At 69.4% G+C, this 16985-nt stretch carries 13 protein-coding genes and 2 pseudogenes; 6 read left to right on the top strand and 9 right to left on the bottom strand.

Going from position 1 to position 16985, the window contains the following annotated elements:
• Positions 1–8 precede the first annotated feature (8 nt).
• Positions 9–4421 carry an AMP-binding protein gene (locus QEG98_RS08435; protein ID WP_316566336.1) on the top strand — a complete coding sequence of 1471 codons (4413 nt, stop codon included), beginning with the start codon at positions 9–11 and terminating at the stop codon, positions 4419–4421.
• The gene (locus QEG98_RS08430) at positions 4418–5446 is read left to right on the top strand and encodes an NAD-dependent epimerase/dehydratase family protein (protein ID WP_090484334.1); all 1029 of its coding nucleotides are present in this window, start codon (positions 4418–4420) and stop codon (positions 5444–5446) included. Before QEG98_RS08435 ends, QEG98_RS08430 begins: the two co-directional genes overlap by 4 nt.
• 149 nt (positions 5447–5595) lie before the next feature.
• On the opposite strand, the gene QEG98_RS08425 is transcribed toward QEG98_RS08430, so the two are convergent.
• Both QEG98_RS08425 and QEG98_RS08420 read right to left on the bottom strand, forming a co-directional pair.
• Complete coding sequence (locus QEG98_RS08425) at positions 5596–5766, bottom strand: hypothetical protein (protein ID WP_167371002.1); 171 nt, start codon at positions 5764–5766, stop codon at positions 5596–5598.
• Between the two features lie 3 nt (positions 5767–5769).
• Positions 5770–6651, bottom strand: a complete 882-nt coding sequence (locus QEG98_RS08420; RefSeq protein WP_026113815.1) for a GGDEF domain-containing protein — start codon at positions 6649–6651, stop codon at positions 5770–5772.
• A 255-nt stretch (positions 6652–6906) separates the two neighbouring features.
• Between QEG98_RS08420 and glgC the strand changes: the two genes are divergently transcribed.
• Genes glgC through QEG98_RS08405 form a run of 3 tightly spaced genes read left to right on the top strand, consistent with a single transcriptional unit; the run spans position 6907 to position 8664 of the window.
• Positions 6907–8136 carry a glucose-1-phosphate adenylyltransferase gene (glgC, locus tag QEG98_RS08415; protein WP_090484336.1) on the top strand — a complete coding sequence of 410 codons (1230 nt, stop codon included), beginning with the start codon at positions 6907–6909 and terminating at the stop codon, positions 8134–8136.
• A 7-nt stretch (positions 8137–8143) separates the two neighbouring features.
• Positions 8144–8383, top strand: a complete 240-nt coding sequence (locus tag QEG98_RS08410) for a hypothetical protein (RefSeq protein WP_316566335.1) — start codon at positions 8144–8146, stop codon at positions 8381–8383.
• Positions 8368–8664 (top strand): GNAT family N-acetyltransferase, encoded by a 297-nt coding sequence (locus tag QEG98_RS08405; protein ID WP_316566334.1) that lies wholly within the window; start codon positions 8368–8370, stop codon positions 8662–8664. The genes QEG98_RS08410 and QEG98_RS08405 overlap by 16 nt, the downstream gene beginning before the upstream one ends.
• On the opposite strand, the gene QEG98_RS08400 is transcribed toward QEG98_RS08405, so the two are convergent.
• From QEG98_RS08400 to add, 5 genes and pseudogenes are all read right to left on the bottom strand, one after another.
• Positions 8661–9203, bottom strand: coding sequence for a hypothetical protein (locus tag QEG98_RS08400; RefSeq protein WP_316566333.1), 543 nt, complete (start codon positions 9201–9203; stop codon positions 8661–8663). The two genes, QEG98_RS08405 and QEG98_RS08400, sit on opposite strands and share 4 nt — an antisense overlap.
• Positions 9204–9233: 30 nt before the next feature.
• The gene (locus QEG98_RS08395) at positions 9234–9821 is read right to left on the bottom strand and encodes an RtcB family protein (RefSeq protein ID WP_410477983.1); all 588 of its coding nucleotides are present in this window, start codon (positions 9819–9821) and stop codon (positions 9234–9236) included.
• 53 nt (positions 9822–9874) lie between these two features.
• Positions 9875–10657: pseudogene (locus QEG98_RS08390) on the bottom strand (RtcB family protein); the annotation flags it as partial.
• Positions 10658–10818: 161 nt separating this feature from the next.
• Positions 10819–11598, bottom strand: coding sequence for an SDR family oxidoreductase (locus QEG98_RS08385; RefSeq protein ID WP_316566331.1), 780 nt, complete (start codon positions 11596–11598; stop codon positions 10819–10821).
• A gap of 81 nt (positions 11599–11679) precedes the next feature.
• Complete coding sequence (add, locus tag QEG98_RS08380; RefSeq protein WP_090484346.1) at positions 11680–12840, bottom strand: adenosine deaminase; 1161 nt, start codon at positions 12838–12840, stop codon at positions 11680–11682.
• 35 nt (positions 12841–12875) lie between these two features.
• Here add and QEG98_RS08375 point away from each other — a divergent pair, with 35 nt between their 5' ends.
• A complete protein-coding gene (locus QEG98_RS08375) occupies positions 12876–13967 on the top strand; it encodes a PQQ-binding-like beta-propeller repeat protein (RefSeq protein ID WP_316566330.1) in 1092 nt (363 codons plus the stop codon).
• A 28-nt stretch (positions 13968–13995) separates the two neighbouring features.
• On the opposite strand, the gene QEG98_RS08370 is transcribed toward QEG98_RS08375, so the two are convergent.
• Together QEG98_RS08370 and QEG98_RS08365 are read right to left on the bottom strand one after the other, a co-directional pair.
• Positions 13996–14460: a hypothetical protein gene (locus QEG98_RS08370; protein ID WP_316566329.1), complete on the bottom strand. Its 465-nt coding sequence runs from the start codon at positions 14458–14460 to the stop codon at positions 13996–13998.
• A 106-nt stretch (positions 14461–14566) separates the two neighbouring features.
• Positions 14567–16914, bottom strand: a pseudogene (locus QEG98_RS08365) (ATP-dependent helicase).
• Between the last annotated feature and the right edge of the window lie 71 nt (positions 16915–16985).

The raw sequence follows: 16985 nt of genomic DNA, 5'->3' as shown, positions 1-16985 counted from the left end.
GGACGCCCATGGCCGCCCTTCCCGAGCTGAACGTCACCCAGACCTTCACCGGCAAGCGCCTGCTCTTCGCGGGCGCCACCGGCTTCGTGGGCAAGGTGACGCTGTCCATGCTGCTGACCCGCTACGGGCAGGACCTGGACAAGGTGTACGTGCTGGTCCGCAAGGGCAGCGCCGCGTCCGCCGAGCGCCGCTTCTTCGACAAGGTCGCCACCAGCGAGCCCTTCCAGCCGCTGCGAGACAGCCTGGGGGATGAAGGCGCGCTGGCCTTCATCCGCCAGAAGGTGGAGGTGCTGGACGGCGACATCACCGACCCGTGGATGGGCCTGGAAGAGCCCCAGGTGGAGGCGCTCACCGGCAAGGTGCACGCGTTCATCAACTGCGCCGGTCTGGTGTCCTTCAACCCGTCGCTGGAGGTGGGCCTCAACGTCAACACCCACGGCCTGAAGTTCGCCGCGGCGCTGGCGGTGCGCTGGTCCGTCCCGCTGATTCACATGTCCACGGCCTTCGTGGCCGGCAACCGCAGCGGGCTCGTCTTCGAGGACGAGGAGATTCGCGGCTACTTCCCCAAGCGGGAGGAGATGGACGGCCGCGACTTCAGCCTGGAGCAGGAGTTGCAGGACGCGGCGCGCATCGTCGCGCGGCTGCGCGAGCAGGCCGAGGACCGGGCCCTCACGTCCACCTTCCGCAAGAAGGCGTTGGAGCGGCTGGAGGAAGAAGGCCGCGACCCCAACGACGAGAAGACGCTGCGGCTGGCGGTGGGCCGTGAGCGCAAGCTGTGGCTCAGCGGCGAGCTGGTGCGCGCCGGCATGGAGCGCGCCGCCCACTGGGGCTGGCCCAACACGTACACGTACACCAAGTCCCTGGGCGAGCAGGTGCTCGCGGCCACGCCGGGCCTGCGCTACTCCATCGTCCGGCCCTCCATCGTGGAGAGCGCGCGGCACTTCCCCTTCCCCGGCTGGAACGAGGGCTTCACCACCTCCGCGCCCCTGGCCTTCGCGGGCATCAAGGGCCCCGGCGGCATCCCCGCGGGCGAGAACACCATCCTGGACATCATCCCGGTGGACCAGGTGGCGGGCGCCACCATCGGCATCACCGCGCATGCCATGGACGTGGAGGAGCGGCGCATCTACCAGCTCGCCTCCGGCGATGAGAATCCCTTCTACGCCGGCCGCTCCGTGGAGCTGGTGGGCCTGTACCGGCGGCGCTACTACCGCAACCGCGAGTCCGGCAACGCGCTGTTGAACAAGCTGCGCTCGCGCGTCGAGCCGCAGCCGGTCAGCAAGAAGGAGTTCGAGCTGTTCAGCGCGCCCATGCTGTCGCGCGGCGCGCGCTTCCTGAAGAAGGCCATCGACGAGGTGCGTCCCGCGTGGGGCGCTCCGGCCGTCCAGGCCATGCTGGACAAGGCGAAGGAGTCGCTGGACGAGGTGGACGACAACGCCCAGGGCATCATCGCCCTGACGGAGCTGTTCCTCCCCTTCCTCTACGAGAACCGCTACGTCTTCCGCTGCGACAACACCCGCTCCGTGTATGCGCGCATGGCGCACGCGGACCGGTTGAAGGTGCCCTGGGACCCGGAGCACATCGACTGGCGCGACTACTTCCTGGGGACACACCTCCCTGGCCTGGAGAAGTGGGTGTTCCCAGGCATGGAGGAGGAGCGCGAGAAGCGCACCGTCATCCCCGCGCACCGCGACCTGCTGGAGCTGATGGAAGCCACGGTGCACGCGTACCGGCACCGCGTGGCCTTCCGCATGGTGGCGGGCGAGAAGGAGGAGCGCTTCACCTACGGCGAGGTGCACCGCTATGCCGCGCGCGTAGGCAGCTTCCTGCTGGCCGCGGGCATCAAGCACGGCGACCGCGTGCTGCTGGTGTCGGAGAACCGGCCGGAGTGGGGCATCAGCTACTTCGGCATCCTGCGCGCGGGCGCCACCGTCGTTCCGGTGGACCCAGGCTTGAGCGAGGCGGAGCTCGTCAACATCGCCCGCCGGGCGGACGCGCGCGCGTGCCTGGTCTCCGAGGACGCGGCCCGGGACTTCCCCGGCCTCTTCGCCGCGCTGGGTGACGGCGTCACCGTGGCCAGCCTCGCGGAGGCGATGACGGGCGACCCGGCGCACCCGGACCGCATCGGACCGGTGCGCAGGTCCGCCGCGGCGGATGACCTGGCCAGCATCATCTTCACCTCCGGCACCACGGGCACGCCCAAGGGCGTCATGCTGACCCACCGGAACTTCGCCGCGCTGGTGGCGAAGCTGGCGGGGACCTTCGACATCGGCGTGGGCGACGGCGTGCTGTCCGTCCTGCCGCTGCACCACACCTTCGAGTTCGCCGCCGGTTTCCTCACCCCCTTCTGGCGCGGGGCGGAAATCACCTACATCGACGAGCTGACGTCGGACCGGCTGGGCGAGGTGTTCGAGACGGGCCGCATCACCGCCATGGTGGGCGTGCCGGCGCTGTGGCAGCTCCTGCACCGCAAGATTACGCAGGAGTTCGCCAGCCGCCCGCCGTTCATCGAACAGGCGCTCAAGGCGCTGATGGCCACCCACGGCGAGCTGCGCAACCGCAACAACATCAACCTGGGCAAGCTGCTGTTCTGGCCGGTGCACCGCAAGTTCGGCGGGCGTATCAAGGTCATCGTGTCGGGCGGCTCGGCGCTGCCGGACGACGTGCACAAGGCCTTCCACGAGCTGGGCTTCAACATCACGGAGGGCTACGGCCTGACGGAGGCCGCGCCGGTGCTGGCGGTGACGAAGCCCGGCAACAAGCGCCAGCCCGGCACGGTGGGCCGGGCGTTGCCCGGCATCGAGCTGCGCATCCTCAATCCGGACAATGACGGGTTGGGTGAAGTGCTGGCCAAGGGCCCCAACGTCATGCCCGGCTACTTCGGCGACCGCGAGGCCACCGAGGCGGTGCTCAAGGACGGCTGGCTCCACACGGGCGACCTGGGGCGTCTGGACGCGGAGGGCCACCTGTACCTGGTGGGCCGCGCGAAGGACGTCATCATCGACCACAACGGGAAGAACATCTACCCGGACGAGCTGGAGGAGCTGTACCAGGACCACACGCACATCAAGGAGCTGTCCATCGTCGGCCTGCCCGACGACGCGGGCGGTGAGAAGGTGGCGTGCCTGTGCGTGCCCGACTACGCGGACCGCCCACGCGAGGAAGTGCGCCGCGAGCTGGAGGAGCACTTCCGCAAGGTGAGCGCGGGCATGCCCTTCTACCGGCGCGTGAAGGTGCTGCGCCTGTGGGACGGCGAGCTGCCGCGCACCGCCAAGCGCAGCGTGAAGCGCAAGCAGGTGGTGGAGGAGCTCAAGCGCCAGGAGCGCATGGCGGCCAGCGCCAGCAAGGCGCGCGAGAAGGCGGCCAACCCCGCCACGGGCGGCATCGCGGACTGGCTCTTCCCGCTCATCGCGGACGTCAGCCACCGGCCGCTGTCCGACGTGCGTCCGGACGCGCTGCTCAGCGGGGACCTCGGCTTCGACTCGCTGATGCTCACCGAGCTGTCCTCCGCGCTGGAGGCCGCCGGCGTGCCGCTGCCCGCGGTGGACGACCTGACGCAGGTGCAGACGGTGGAGGACCTGCGCAAGGTGGTGGCGTCCTCCGGCAAGCGCCCCGCGGTGGAGACGCGCGCGAAGGAAATCTCCAAGGAGAACGAGCGCGCGGAAGAGGTGGAGATTCCGGTGCCCGACGTGGTGGCGGACGTGGGCCGCCAGCTCTTGTCCTTCGGGCAGAAGGTGCTCTACGGCGGCGTGTTCGACGTGAAGGTGACGGGCAAGTCCTTCATCCCGCAGAACCGCAACTTCCTGGTCATCGCCAACCACTCCAGCCACCTGGACGCGGGCCTGGTCCGCGTGGCGCTGGGTGACCAGGGCGAGCGGCTGGTGTCCCTGGCGGCGCGTGACTACTTCTTCAACACGCCGCTCAAGCGCGCCTGGTTCGAGAACTTCACCAACCTGGTCCCCATTGAACGGCAGGGCTCGCTGCGCGAGTCGCTGCGGATGGCGGGCGAGGCGCTGCGCCAGGGCTTCAACGTCCTCATCTTCCCGGAGGGCACGCGCTCCACCACCGGTGAGCTGATGGAGTTCAAGTCCACGCTGGGCTACCTGGCGCTCACCTTCAACATGGACGTGCTGCCGCTGTACATCGGCGGCGCCTTCGACGCGCTGCCCAAGGGCAGCGTGCTGCCCAAGACGAAGACGCCCCTGCGGGTGAACATCGGTCCGGTGCTGGGCCACGCGGACCTGCGCACGCGGGTGCAGGGCATGGCGCGCTCGGAGGGCTACCGCTACGTCACGCGCATCGCCGAGGACTCGATGCGGGCGCTGCGCGACGGCCGGGTGCTGAACCTGGAGCGCGTGGACCTGCCTCCGGCCGGGGCCAGTCCCCGCGCGTCCACGTCCACGGAAGGGAAGGACTCGTGAAGCTGCTGGTGACGGGAGGCACGGGCTTTCTGGGCACGCACCTGGTGCCCAGGCTGGTGGCGGCGGGCCACGAGGTGCGGCTCATCGGCCGCTCGCGGCCTTCGGGCGCCCCCTACGCGGGCACGGAGTACGTCCCCGGTGACTTGAAGGACCGGGACGCGGTGCGCCGCGCGCTGGAGGGCGTGGACGCCGTCTACCACCTGGCGGGGCTCGTCTCCTTCCAGCCGAAGGACGCGCGGAAGATGTTCGAGCTGCACGTGGACAGCACGCGCGAGCTGCTGCGGGACGTGCGCGAGGCCGGCGTGAAGCGCGTGGTGCTGGCCTCCACCTCCGGCACCATCGCGGTGTCGAAGGAGGCGCAGGTCCTCGACGAGCGCGCCGACTACCCGATTACGGTGGTGGGCCAGTGGCCCTACTACCTGTCGAAAATCTACGAGGAGAAGCTGGCGCTCGCGTACTGCCGCAAGCACGAGATTCCCCTGGTGGTGCTCAACCCCAGCCTGCTGATGGGGCCCGGGGATGACCGGCTGTCCTCCACGTGGACGGTGGTGAAGTTCCTCAACCGCGAGATTCCGGCCATGCCGGGCGGCGGCATCTCCTTCGTGGACGCGCGCGACGCGGCGGACGCCTTCGTCCAGGCGCTCACCCGGGGCGAGGTGTACGGCCGTCACCTCATGGGGGTGAACCTGTCCATGAAGGACTTCTTCCAGCGGCTGGAGCGCCTGTCCGGCGTGCCCGCGCCGAAGCTGAAGCTCCCCTCCAAGGTCAACGTGCTCGGCGGGAAGCTGCTGGAGCGCTGGGCCAAGGTGCGCGGCACCACGCCGACGCTGGACCCGCAGGAGATCGACATCGGCGAGCACTGGTTCTGGCTGGACGCATCCAAGGCGGAGGCCGAGCTTGGCTTCCGCGCGCGCGACATCCAGGAGACGCTCTCCGAGACGGTGCAGCACATCTACGGGAAGATGCCGCCTCAGAGCCTGCCGGGCACCAAGGGCCGGCTGGCGGAGCTGCGCGAGAACACCTGAGCAAAGCTCGCGGCGGGAGCTTCCGGGCACCGGACTCCCGCCCCTGCTCTCGCCGATGGGAGTGCACCGCAGCCCGGCGTCGTGCCACGACCGGAGCCGTCCGGGCGACGCCTCCCGGCGGCACCGCGCCCAGGCGCTTCACTTCGCCCTTAGCGCTGCGACACACCCACCGTGCGCAGGGCGTTGTCCACCAGTCGCGCGGCCCAGGGCTCCGCGCGGTGGCTCCACACCCAGGCCGCGCCGAGGAAGGCGCAGCCCACGAGCACGAGCACCAACCGCGCGAGGAAGGACGGACCCGCTTCGCTTGCGCTGGCGGCCACGGCCTAGCCCACCACGCGGTTGCGGCCCGACTTCTTCGCCTTGTACAGGTTGGCGTCCGCCACCTTGATGAAGTGCGTGGGCTCCAGCATGTCCGACGTCTGCTCGGCCACGCCAATGGAGATGGTGACGGGGATTTCCTTGTCGTCGTAGACGAAGGACTTGCCCTCGATGAGCCGGCGAATCTTCTCCGCGAACAGGCGCGCCTTGTCCGGGCCGTCCTCCGGGAGGACGACGGCGAACTCCTCGCCGCCGTAGCGGGCGAAGCACTGCTCGCGGCGCACCAGGCGCTTGATGGACTGGGCCAACTCCCGCAGCACGTAGTCCCCGGCGAGGTGGCCGTGGACGTCGTTGATCTGCTTGAAGTGGTCGATGTCGAACATCATCAGCGTGAGGGTGCGCTGATAGCGGGTCGACCGGCCCATCTCCTTCTCGAGGTACTCCAGGAAGTACCTCTTGTTGTTGATGCCCGTGAGGCCGTCCGCGATGGTCAGCGTGTAGATGGTCTCGTGGTACTGGGTCTCGATGTTGTCGCCATCGAGGAACTTGAAGATGGAGCCTCCGACCTTGACCAGGTCTCCGCTGCGCAGCGGAGAGGCCTGAAGCACTTCCTGGTCATTGAGGAAGGTACCGTTGGTGGAGCCCAGGTCTTCAACGAGCATCTTCCCCCCACGCCCCAGAATCCGGGCGTGGCGGCGGGACACGTTGTCCAGGTCCACGACGATGTGGTTGTGCTGATCCCGCCCGATGGTGAGTTCGGCATCCTCGATGAGGTACTTCTTGCCGAGCTCCGGGCCATGAATCTGCACGAGACAACACTCCGTGCTGCGGTGGGCATGCACGTTGAGCGTTGAGATCTTGGTGACGCGGGTTTCGTCGCCGGCCATCGGAAACGAGGCTAGCACGATAGCCTCGGCAGACGCCATGCAACGCAGCGGGGGCCGGTTCTTCGGCCCTTTGCGGCGCTTCTCCCACATGCCAGCCGGGGGTGGCCACTGGACGAGGCCCGGAAACCCGAGGCGTCGGGACGTCCAGCGCCGGTCAGGACACCTGAACAGGCGGTTCGGCATTCAACGATGGCTGGCAGGCGGGCACACGTGCCCTTGCCGGCCCTCCAGGGACGACTAACGTCCGGAACACCTATGTCCAAAGTCCTGGCGATGATTCTGGCTGGAGGCGCTGGCACGCGCCTGGAGCCCCTGACGCGCGAGCGCGCGAAGCCCGCTGTCCCCTTTGGCGGCCGCTACCGCATCATCGATTTCGTTCTCTCGAACTTCGCCAACTCCGGTGTGTACCGGATGAAGGTCTTGACGCAGTACAAGAGCGACTCGCTCAACAACCACCTGTCCCGCGCGTGGCGGATGACGGCGTTCCTGGGCCACTACGTGGAAGCCGTCCCCGCGCAGATGCGGACGGGGCTGGACTGGTACAAGGGCAGCGCGGACGCCATCTACCAGAACCTCAACATCATCACCGACGAGGAGCCGGACTACATCTTCGTCTTCGGCGCGGACCACGTGTACCGGATGGACACGCGCCAGATGCTGGACTTCCACTGCGCGAAGAAGGCGGCGTGCACGGTGGCCGCGATTCCCGTCCCCATCGAGCAGGGCCGCGAGTTCGGCATCATCGACGTGGGGCCGGACGGGCGGATGCGGCAGTTCCTGGAGAAGCCCAAGGACCCGCCGCCCATGCCGGGCAACCCGAAGATGTGCCTGGCCTCCATGGGCAACTACCTCTTCTCCACCGACGTGCTGGTGCAGGAGGTGGTGCGGGACGCGGCGAACGAGGCGAGCGCGCACGACTTCGGCAAGTCCATCATCAGCGAGCTGTACAAGCGCGCGCCGGTGTACGTGTACGACTTCGCCCAGAACGAGGTCCCCGGCCAGGAGGCCAAGGAGCGCGGCTACTGGCGGGACGTGGGGAACATCGACGTCTACTACCAGTCCAACATGGACCTGGTGGAGGTGGACCCGACGTTCAACCTCTACAACGACCGCTGGCCCATCCACACCCAGCCCAACAACTACCCGCCGGCGAAGTTCGTCTTCGCGGACGAGCAGAACCACCGCGTGGGCCACGCCATGGACACGCTGGTGGCGGAGGGCTGCATCATCTCCGGCGGCAGCGTGCGGCGCTCGGTGCTGTCGCCGAAGGTGCGCGTCAACTCGTACTCGGAGGTGGAGGACTCCCTCCTGTTCGAGAACGTCACCATCGGCCGGCGCTGCCGCATCCGCCGGGCCATCATCGACAAGAACGTGGAGATTCCGCCGGGGATGACCATCGGGTTCGATCCGGTGGAGGACCGGAGGCGCTTCCACGTCACGCCCGGGGGCGTCGTCGTGATTCCCAAGGGCATGAAGGTGACCTGAGGCGGCCATGGGCGCGGAAGGACTCCTCCTGAGGCCCGCGAAGGAGTCCGACCGCCGCACGCTGTGGCGCATCCACACCCTGGCCGTGGAAGCCCTGTGCCCTCGCGCGTACGCGCAGCACGAGGTGAGCACCTGGGTGCGGCTCTTGAAACCGGAGGGCTACCTGCGGCCGGAGCGTCCGCGCACGGTGCTGGTGGCGGAACGCGGCCGGCGCGCGGTGGGCTTCGGCCGGTGGACGCGGCGCTAGGTGAGTTGGAAGCGCTCTACGTGGTGCCAGACGAGGCGGGCCATGGCGTGGGCCCCGCCCTGCTGTCGGCCCTGGAGTCCGCCGTCTGGCGGGGCAGCGCGCCACTGCTGGGGCTGGATGCCAGCCTGAACGCCGAACACTTCTATCAGCGGCACGGCTATGCCTCCGTCCACTCCTCCCGGCGCCCACTCACGGTCGACGTCCAGTTGGCGTGCGTGCGGATGCAGAAGCAGCGGCCGGCCACGGCCCTGGGGCGATGGCCGGCCTGGCGCCGCGGCTAGGTGAAGGCCGCCTTCACCTCGGGCTTGTTCAGCACCACCAGGGCCCAGATGCCCACGGGAATGCCCAGACAGGCGCAGGGGCCGCAGCAGGGGATGACGGAGATGATGGCGGCGGTCATCGCCAGCCCGTAGTTCTGCAGGTTCTTCATCTTCAGCGCGCCGAAGAAGACGAGGCCGTTGAGCACCAGCGTGGGCAGCGCGAGCATCAGCTTGCCGCCCGTGGTCGTCATGCCCGCGAGCAGTTGCCGGGCCCCCTCGGGCAGGTCGGGGTTGTTGAGCGCCTCCTCGACGGCGGGGTCCGCCCCACCGAAGGCCTGGAGCACGTTGATGAGCCCCAGCAGCACGGTGATGGCGGACAGGACCATCAGCAGGATGGCCGGCAGCGACACGGCCTCCTTCGCGCCCGCTCCGCCGGGAGAGTTCATCGTTCCGTAGGTGTTCTCCATGGTCCCCAGTTCCCCTCGATGCCGCGTGAGATGCCGTGCGGGCAGTGGGCCCGCCGCGCGGCCATTCCACTCGCAGACGGGGGAGCACGCCAAGTGAAATGACGTGCCCCCTTCCCTCCCTGCTCAGGCCTTGAAGGTGAGCAGGGGGGAGAGCCGGGCGACCTCCCGGACGATGCCGGCCTCCACCTGGGCATCCACCACCGGGCGGATGGGCTTGTATGCCGCGGGCGCCTCCTCGACGCGGCGCTCCGCGCGAAGGGTGATGCAGTCGACACCGGTCAGCCCCAGGGCAGCCTCGCTCTGGTCCGCGCCGCCCCGCGACAGGGAGAAGCGGGAGCGCGCGCGGCCCGCGCCGTGCGACGCGGACTCCAGCGCCCGCGCATCCCCACACCCCACCATGAGGAAGGACGTGGCCCCCATGGAGCCGGGGATGATGACGGGTTGCTCCGCCCCCGCCGGGCATGCGCCCTTGCGCGCCAGCCAGCCGCCCTCGTAGGGCAGCGTCAGGTTGTGGGGCACGTCGTAGACGAGCGGCGCCTCCACGTCCCCGAAGAGCTCCCGGAGCGTCTGGCGCAGCAGCTCCGCCAGCAGCAGGCGGTTGAGGAAGGCGTAGTTGGCCGCCGTCGCCTCCGCCTCCAGATACTCGGTGACGAGCCGCGCATCCCCCAGGGGAGAATGCCGCTGGTCGGAAGCGGCGTTCCCGCGGGCCACGCCTGGCGCGCACGGTCCTGCCAGGCCACGCCCACGTGCTTGCCCACGTCCCGGCTGCCAGAGTGAATCATGAACGCGAGCTGTCCCTCGCGCACGCCCCAGTCCCACGCCCGCGCCCGGTCCTCCACGGCCTCCACGCGCTGCACCTCCACGAAGTGGTTGCCGCCGCCAATGGTGGCCAGGCCCGCGTCGCGCACCAGCCCTTCGCGCGTGAAGGACTCGGGCGCCCAGCGCGGATGGCCCTTCAGCCCGCCGCCCAGGTGGATGCGCGACACCTCCGCGTCGAGCTGCGCCAGGTCGGCCCGGCCCGCGCACCCCAGCGGCTGCTCCAGCGTCTCCAGGAGCCAGCCCTGCACGCCGTCGCGCAGCAGCGCCTCGGAGGCCCGCGAGGCCATGGTGACGTCCCGCGTACCGAAGAAGTAGTGGCCCTTCATCCGCTCGACGAAGAGCGACCGCTTTGCCAGGAAGTCCTCCACGGAGATGTCCGCGACGTGCAGCCGCATGCCGCAGTTGATGTCGGTGCCAATGGCGCCGGGCACCACCAACCCGCGCGTGTGGAGCACCGAGCCAATGGCCACCCCGGAGTCTCCCGGGTGGAAGTCGGGCGTGGCACGTACCCGCAGCACCTCGCCACCACCGGGGTGTCTCAGGGCCGCGAGCTGGGCGAGTTGTTGGAAGGCCTTGCCCTCCACGGGCAGGTCCGGCGGAAGGAGGACTTCGGCGGGCGGCGCGTGAGCGTCACCCAGGAGGCGGACGGAATAGAGGCGGCCGTCATAGGCGACCTCGAGCCCCTCGCGGGCGAGCGCCCGGAGAAGCCGGTTCAGTTTCGGCTGCATGACCCAACTCAGGAATGCCCTGGGGCCCGAAGACGGGCACGCCCAGGGGGACGTGACGGAGAGATGAGGGACCTGGGGTCAGCAGCCGCGGTCGCCAGACGGCGCGAAGCCGTCTTCATCATCCACACACGGGCCCCCGGCCCGTTCCTGACGAAGGGAAATCAGACGGCCGCGGACAGGCCGCCATCCACGTTGATGGCCGCGCCGCTGATGTAGCCACCACGGGGCGACAGCAGGAAGGCCACGGTGTCCGCGAACTCCTCCGCCTTCCCCACCCGGCCCAGCGGAACCCCAGCGTGACGCGCCATCTCCTGCTGGAAGGACTCCACGGGCTTGCCCACCTCCTTGGCACGGCGCGCCCACTGGCCACTTTCGATGATGCCCACCAGCACCGCGTTCACCCGGATGGCGTGGGGGCCCAACTCCTTGGACAGCGCCTTCGTCAAGGCGAGCCCCGCCGCGCGAGACACCGACGACGGCGTGGAGTTTGCGCCCGGCGTCTTCGCCGCGATGGCCAGCACGTTGACGATGGCGCCGCTCCCCGACTCCTTCAGGAAGGGCAGCGCCTGCCGCGAGGCACGAATCGCCGCGAAGACCTTGAGCTGGAGGTCGGCCTCCCACTCCGCGTCACTCACCGAGGCGAAGGGCCGGCCCGCCGCGGTGCCCGCGTTGTTCACCAGCCCGTCGATGCGCCCGAAGCGCGCGTGAGCGGCATCCACGAAGTGCTCCACTTCCCACGCACGCGACACGTCAGCCTGGACGGTGAGCACGTCCCCACCCTCGGCGCGCAGGGCCGCGGCGGTGGACTCCAGCCGCTCCGCCCCGCGGGCACAGAGCGCCACCTTCGCGCCCTCCCGGACGAGCCGCCGGGCCACCGCGGCTCCCAGCCCCTCCGAGCCACCTGTCACCAGCACCACCTTGCCACCCAGTTCCAGGTCCACGTGCCACCTCCTCGCGGCCTGCGCCGGCCCGTGCGAGTCGACTGCACCTCGCACGGGGCCGGGACGCCGGACGTCACGTCATCAAGCGGGCTGCTTCACCAGGTGCCGCTTCTGGTCGAAGGCCGCCAGCGTCTGGGCGATCTCCTCGTTCACCGCCCGCAGCATGTCCTGCTTTTCCCGGAACGGGAGGAAGGCGCTCTTGAAGCCGGAGACGAGGATGGTGGTCAGGTCCTCCAGCGACAGGCCCAGCGCGGAGTGCGCCGTCCACAGCTCCTTGGTCACCGTGGTGTCGGTGATGAGGCGGTTGTCCGTGTTGATGGTCACCCGCAGGCCGTAGTCGAAGTAGAACTTCAACGGGTGCGCCGACAGGCTCGTCACGGCGCCCGTCTGCACGTTGGAGGTGGGGCACACCTCCAGCGGGATGCGGTGGTCGTTGACGTAGTTGAGCAGGTCCCCGTCCTCGCGCAGCCGCGTGCCGTGGCCGATGCGGTGCGCGCCCAGGTTGTGGATGGCCTGGGAGATGGACTCGGGGCCGTAAGCCTCGCCCGCGTGCGCGGTGCAGTTGACGTTGTTCTTGAGGATGAGCTGGAAGGCGTCCCGGTGGTCCTTCGCCGGGAAGCTCGCCTCCGCGCCGGCCAGGTCGAAGCCGATGACGCCGCGGTTCTTGTAGGCCACCGCCAGCTCCGCCAGCCGCATGGACGTCTGCGGGTTGATGTGGCGGATGCCGCAGACGATGACGCCGCACTTGATGCCCGTCTCCCGCTTCGCGGCGCGCAGGCCCTCCAGCACGGAGTCGATGACCGTGGTCATCTTCAGGCCCTTCTGCAGGTGCAGCGCGGGCGAATAGCGGACCTCCAGCCAGCGCACGTTCTCCGCGGCGGCGTCCACGGCCAGCTCGTACGCGGCGCGGTAGAGGGACTCGGCCGTCTGGAGCACGGAGAGCGTCACGTCGAAGGCGACGAGGTACTCCTCCAGGCTCTCACACACCTCGCCCATGTGGATGGCCTTGGCCAGCCCATCCTCGGTGTCGGCGAGCAGCTTGATTTTCTGCTGCTCGGCCAGCTCCAGGATGGTCTTCAGGCGCATGGACCCGTCCAGGTGGCAGTGGAGGTCCGTCTTGGGCAGTGCGCGCAGCAGCTCTTCCGTCACCGCCAGGGTGGGCGGCGGCACGAAGTCCGTCCGACGGGCGGACGAAGGAATGCCGGTGGCGCTGGGAATCTCGTCATCACGAATGGTAGGCATGGTCCAAGTTCCTTCCTTGCGTCATCCTCCAAACCATGTCGTCTCGCGCCTGTCCATGCACGCCCTTGCTGCCCGCCCTGGCGCTGACATTGGTGGCCGCCATGGGGTGCCGGGAGCCCGCGACGAGCGACTTCCGCCATTCCACGGACGCGTCGTCTCGAGCGGGGCTGGTGGCCCTGCCGGATGGCGTCCTCACCGCCAATGAGGCGGGCACCGTCGTCCGCCTGGAGCGGACCGGCCAGGTCTCCTGGCGGGCCGCCCTGGACAGAGAGGTGGCCACACGCCCGGCCCTGCTGGGAGACAGCGTCATCGCCGGGACGGTGGGCGGAGACCTGGTCCGGCTGAGCCTCGCGGATGGCGCGGTGCAATGGCGCCTCACCGGAGAGCCCCCTGTCCTTACCGCACCCGTGGCGGATGCGGAGGGGAAATTCGTCTTCCTGGTCGCGCCGGATGGGTCCGTCCGCTCCCTCTTCACGGACACGGGGAAGACGGACTGGGAGCGCCCTCCACCCGGAAAGCCCGAGCCGACGGCCGCGCCCCGTGGATTTCCCGTGCCGGTCCTCCAGGACGGCCTGCTGGTGGTGGCGCTGGGTGACGCGGGGCTGATGGCCCTGGCCACCCAGGATGGGGCGAAGCGCTGGCAGCGGGACCTCCGGGACGTACTGGGGATGTCTTTGTGGCGGGACACGCTCTATGTGAGCACCCGCCAGGGCCACGTCCTGGCGCTGCGGCTCGGGGACGGCACGTCCCTGTGGGAGCAGGCCCCCGCGGAGGCCCTGAGCAGTCCCCCCTCGCTGGCGCTGGGAACGGTGTGGGTCGGCACGGCTGGGAAGGTCTCCGCGCTCGTCGGCCTGTCCCCTTCGGACGGAAAGGAGGTGGCGCGCGTCACGCTGCCCGACCCGCTCGTCTCGGAGGTGACGCCGGTGAGAGAGGACCTGCTGCTGGTGCCCACTAGCGGGCGTCAGGGACGGCTCATCGCGTTGAACACGAGGACCTGGGCGCAGGCCTTCTCGGTCCGCGCGGACACGCCGTTGCGCACCCGCCCCGTGGTACTCGGCGACCAGGTCATCGTCCTGGGACTGGATGGCCGCGTGCTGTCGTGGCGGCTGCGCAAGACCGACCCTTGAGCCTCCACTCAGGACGCCGCCGCGGGCTTCACCACGCCCGCAGTGTCGACAGTGAGCGCTCCACGCGGGCGGACAGCGTGCCGTAGTCACGCTCGGGCGCGGAGAAGGTAACCAGGACGAAGCCGTCCTTCCTGGGCACGAAGTACACCAGCGTGCGCGCGCCGCCCGTCTGTGAGAATTCGTAGCGCGCCACGGGCCCCGCCGGAAGCGTACCCTCCGTGTCCTGAAGCAACTTTCCGGGCGCCTTCAACCCCGCCGCAGCCAGTACGGCCTCAGGGCCTGCATCCAGGGCGGGCGCCGCGCCGCGCACCGAGCGCAGCTCCAATCCCCCGTCAAAGCGGGCCAGCGCCGGGGGCCCGGCCTCCACGGAGCGCAGGTCCATGCCCGAGGGCGGCTCGTACTGCACGCCGAGGTCCTGCGAGGAGAAGCTTCGCGAACAGCCGAAGCCACACCACACCAGCAGGAGGCACCAGGTCAGCGATGCGAGTCTCACACGCCGGACTCTGCCACCAGCGCATTCGCCCTGTCAGGCGCGCGGGCTTTCTTTTGTCGCTCCCACACGTCTCCAAACCGGCTTGTCCACTCGGGTGCCCCCCTTCTCAGCCCGGCATCAGGAAACGGGCGATGATGCGCTTGAGGCCCACGCCTCCGCCGAACTCCACCGTCACCTTCGCGTTGGGGCCGTTGCCGTCCGCGGACACCACGCGGCCCACGCCGAACTGCTCGTGGCGCACGCGCATGCCGCGCACGTCCCCGCCCACGCCGTCCATGTCCGACGCCTGCGAGTACGAGCGGTCGATGCGCGGCCCGTCGTCCTCATCCCAGGTCCGCTTGCGCGGCATCGAGGGCGCCATGGGCCGAGGCGCTTCGGGGACTTCCTGCTCGCTGATGCCGAACAGCGCCGGCGGCACATCCCGCAGGAAGCGGCTGGGCGCGTTGTAGCGCAGCTCACCGAACAGCGAGCGACACTGCGCCAGACTCACGAAGAGCCGCTTTCGCGCGCGCGTGAAACCCACGTAGCAGAGGCGCCGCTCCTCGGCCATCTCCTCCGAGGGCTCCCCCTCCGCCGAGGCGACCTCGTTCAGGAACGTGGACTCGGACTTCACCGCGCGCGAGTGCGGGAAGACGTTCTCCTCCATGCCGGTAAGGAAGACGGCGTCAAACTCCAGGCCCTTGGCCGCGTGCAGCGTCATCAGCGCCACCCGGCCCTCGCCCACCTCCGCGTCCGCCTCGCCCACCAGCGAAATCTGCTCCAGGAAGGCCTGCAGCGCCGGCACGTCCGCCGTCAGCGGAGCCGCGTCCACTTCGGGAGGAACGTCGCTGGGGGATTCGCCGCGGCCGCCACCGCCGCGGCCGCCCGGTTCAGGTCGAACTCCTGCGCCGCGCCCAGGAACTCGCGGAGGTTCTCCGCGCGCGTCTGAGACTCGTCGCTGCCCTCGGCCTGAAGCGTCTCCACCAGCTTCGTCTCGCGCAGCATCTGGTCCACCGCGCCCGCTGCTTCCTCGTTCGTCTGGGCGAAGGCCGTCAGGGACTCCAGCAGGTTGCGGAAACCCTTGAGCCGCTTCACCGCGGCACCATTGAGCGCGGGAATCTGCTCCGGCTGGGACAAGGCCTCGTAGAGGCTCACGCCGCGCGCGTTGGCGAAGTCCGTCACCCGCTCCACCGTGGTGTCGCCAATGCCACGCGCCGGGATGTTGATGATGCGCAGCAGGTCCGCGTCCGAGCGCGGGTTCACCATCAGCCGCAGATACGCGGAGGCATCCCGCACTTCCGCCCGGTCATAGAAGCTGCGTCCGCTCACCAGGGTGTACGGGACGCGCGCCAGGCGCAGCGCCTCTTCCAGCACGCGGCTCTGCGCATTGGCCCGGTAGAACACCGCCATGCTGGAGAGCTTGATGAAGCCCTCCCGCTGTAGCGCCAGAATCTGCCGCGCCACCTCCTGCCCCTCGGCCCGCTCATCGCGGTTGAGCATCAGGTTGAGCGTCTGGCCCCGCTGGCGCTCGGACCAGAGCTTCTTCTCCATGCGCCGCGTGTTCTTCCGGATGACCTCGTGCGCCGCATCCAGGATGTTCTGGTCGGAGCGGTAGTTCTGCTCCAGCTTGACCACCTTCGCGCCGGGGTACTGCCGCGGAAAGCCGAGGATGTTGTCCACGTCCGCGCCACGCCACCGGTAGATGGACTGGTCGTCGTCGCCCACCACCACCAGGTTGGCGGAAGGGGGCGGCGCCAGCTGCTTCAGCAGCGCGTACTGCACCGGGTTGGTGTCCTGGAACTCATCCACCAGCACGTGGTGGAAGCGGCGCCGGTAGTTCTCCAGCACGTCCGGCCGGGTGCGGAACAGCGTCACCAGCAGGAGCAGCAGGTCTCCGAAGTCCACCGCGTTGGCCGCGCGCAGCCGCTCCTGGTAGGCCGCGTACACCTTGCGCACCAGTTGGCCCCGCTCGTCACCAGGCGCGACCTGCATGTGCTCCGGGAGCCGGGCCGCGTTCTTCTCCTGGTCGATGCGGTGGAGGATTTCGCGCGGCTGCATGGACTCGATGCCCGCCTCGCGCATGGCGCGCTTCACCACGTTGAGCTGGTCCGAGTCGTCGTAGATGACGAAGGAGCGGGTGAGCCCCACGTGCTCCGCCTCTCGGCGGAGAATCTGCGCCGCCGCCGAGTGGAAGGTGCTCACCACCAGCTCGTTCGCCTGGGCCCCCAGCAACTGCACCAGGCGCTCGCGCATCTCCCGCGCCGCCTTGTTGGTGAAGGTGACGGCCAGGATGCGCCACGGGTAGACGTTGTGGACCTTCACCAGATACGCCACGCGCCGGGTGATGACGCGCGTCTTGCCGCTGCCCGCCCCTGACAGGACGAGCAGGGGGCCGTCACCATGCAACACGGCCTCGCGCTGTGGCGCATTGAGGTCTTCGAGGAGGGCGGATTCGTGTGGGTTCGCGGGAGACATTCGGGAGGGAACCCATGCTTCTAACGTCTTTCCCTCACCAATGGGCGCCCTTCCGCAGTCCCGCCCGGCCG

It is taken from the genome of Myxococcus sp. MxC21-1 (genome assembly GCF_032612255.1).
Lineage (GTDB): Bacteria > Myxococcota > Myxococcia > Myxococcales > Myxococcaceae > Myxococcus > Myxococcus virescens.
The sequence above is the reverse complement of the archived record's forward strand: the minus strand, read 5'-3'. Positions and strand labels throughout refer to the sequence as shown.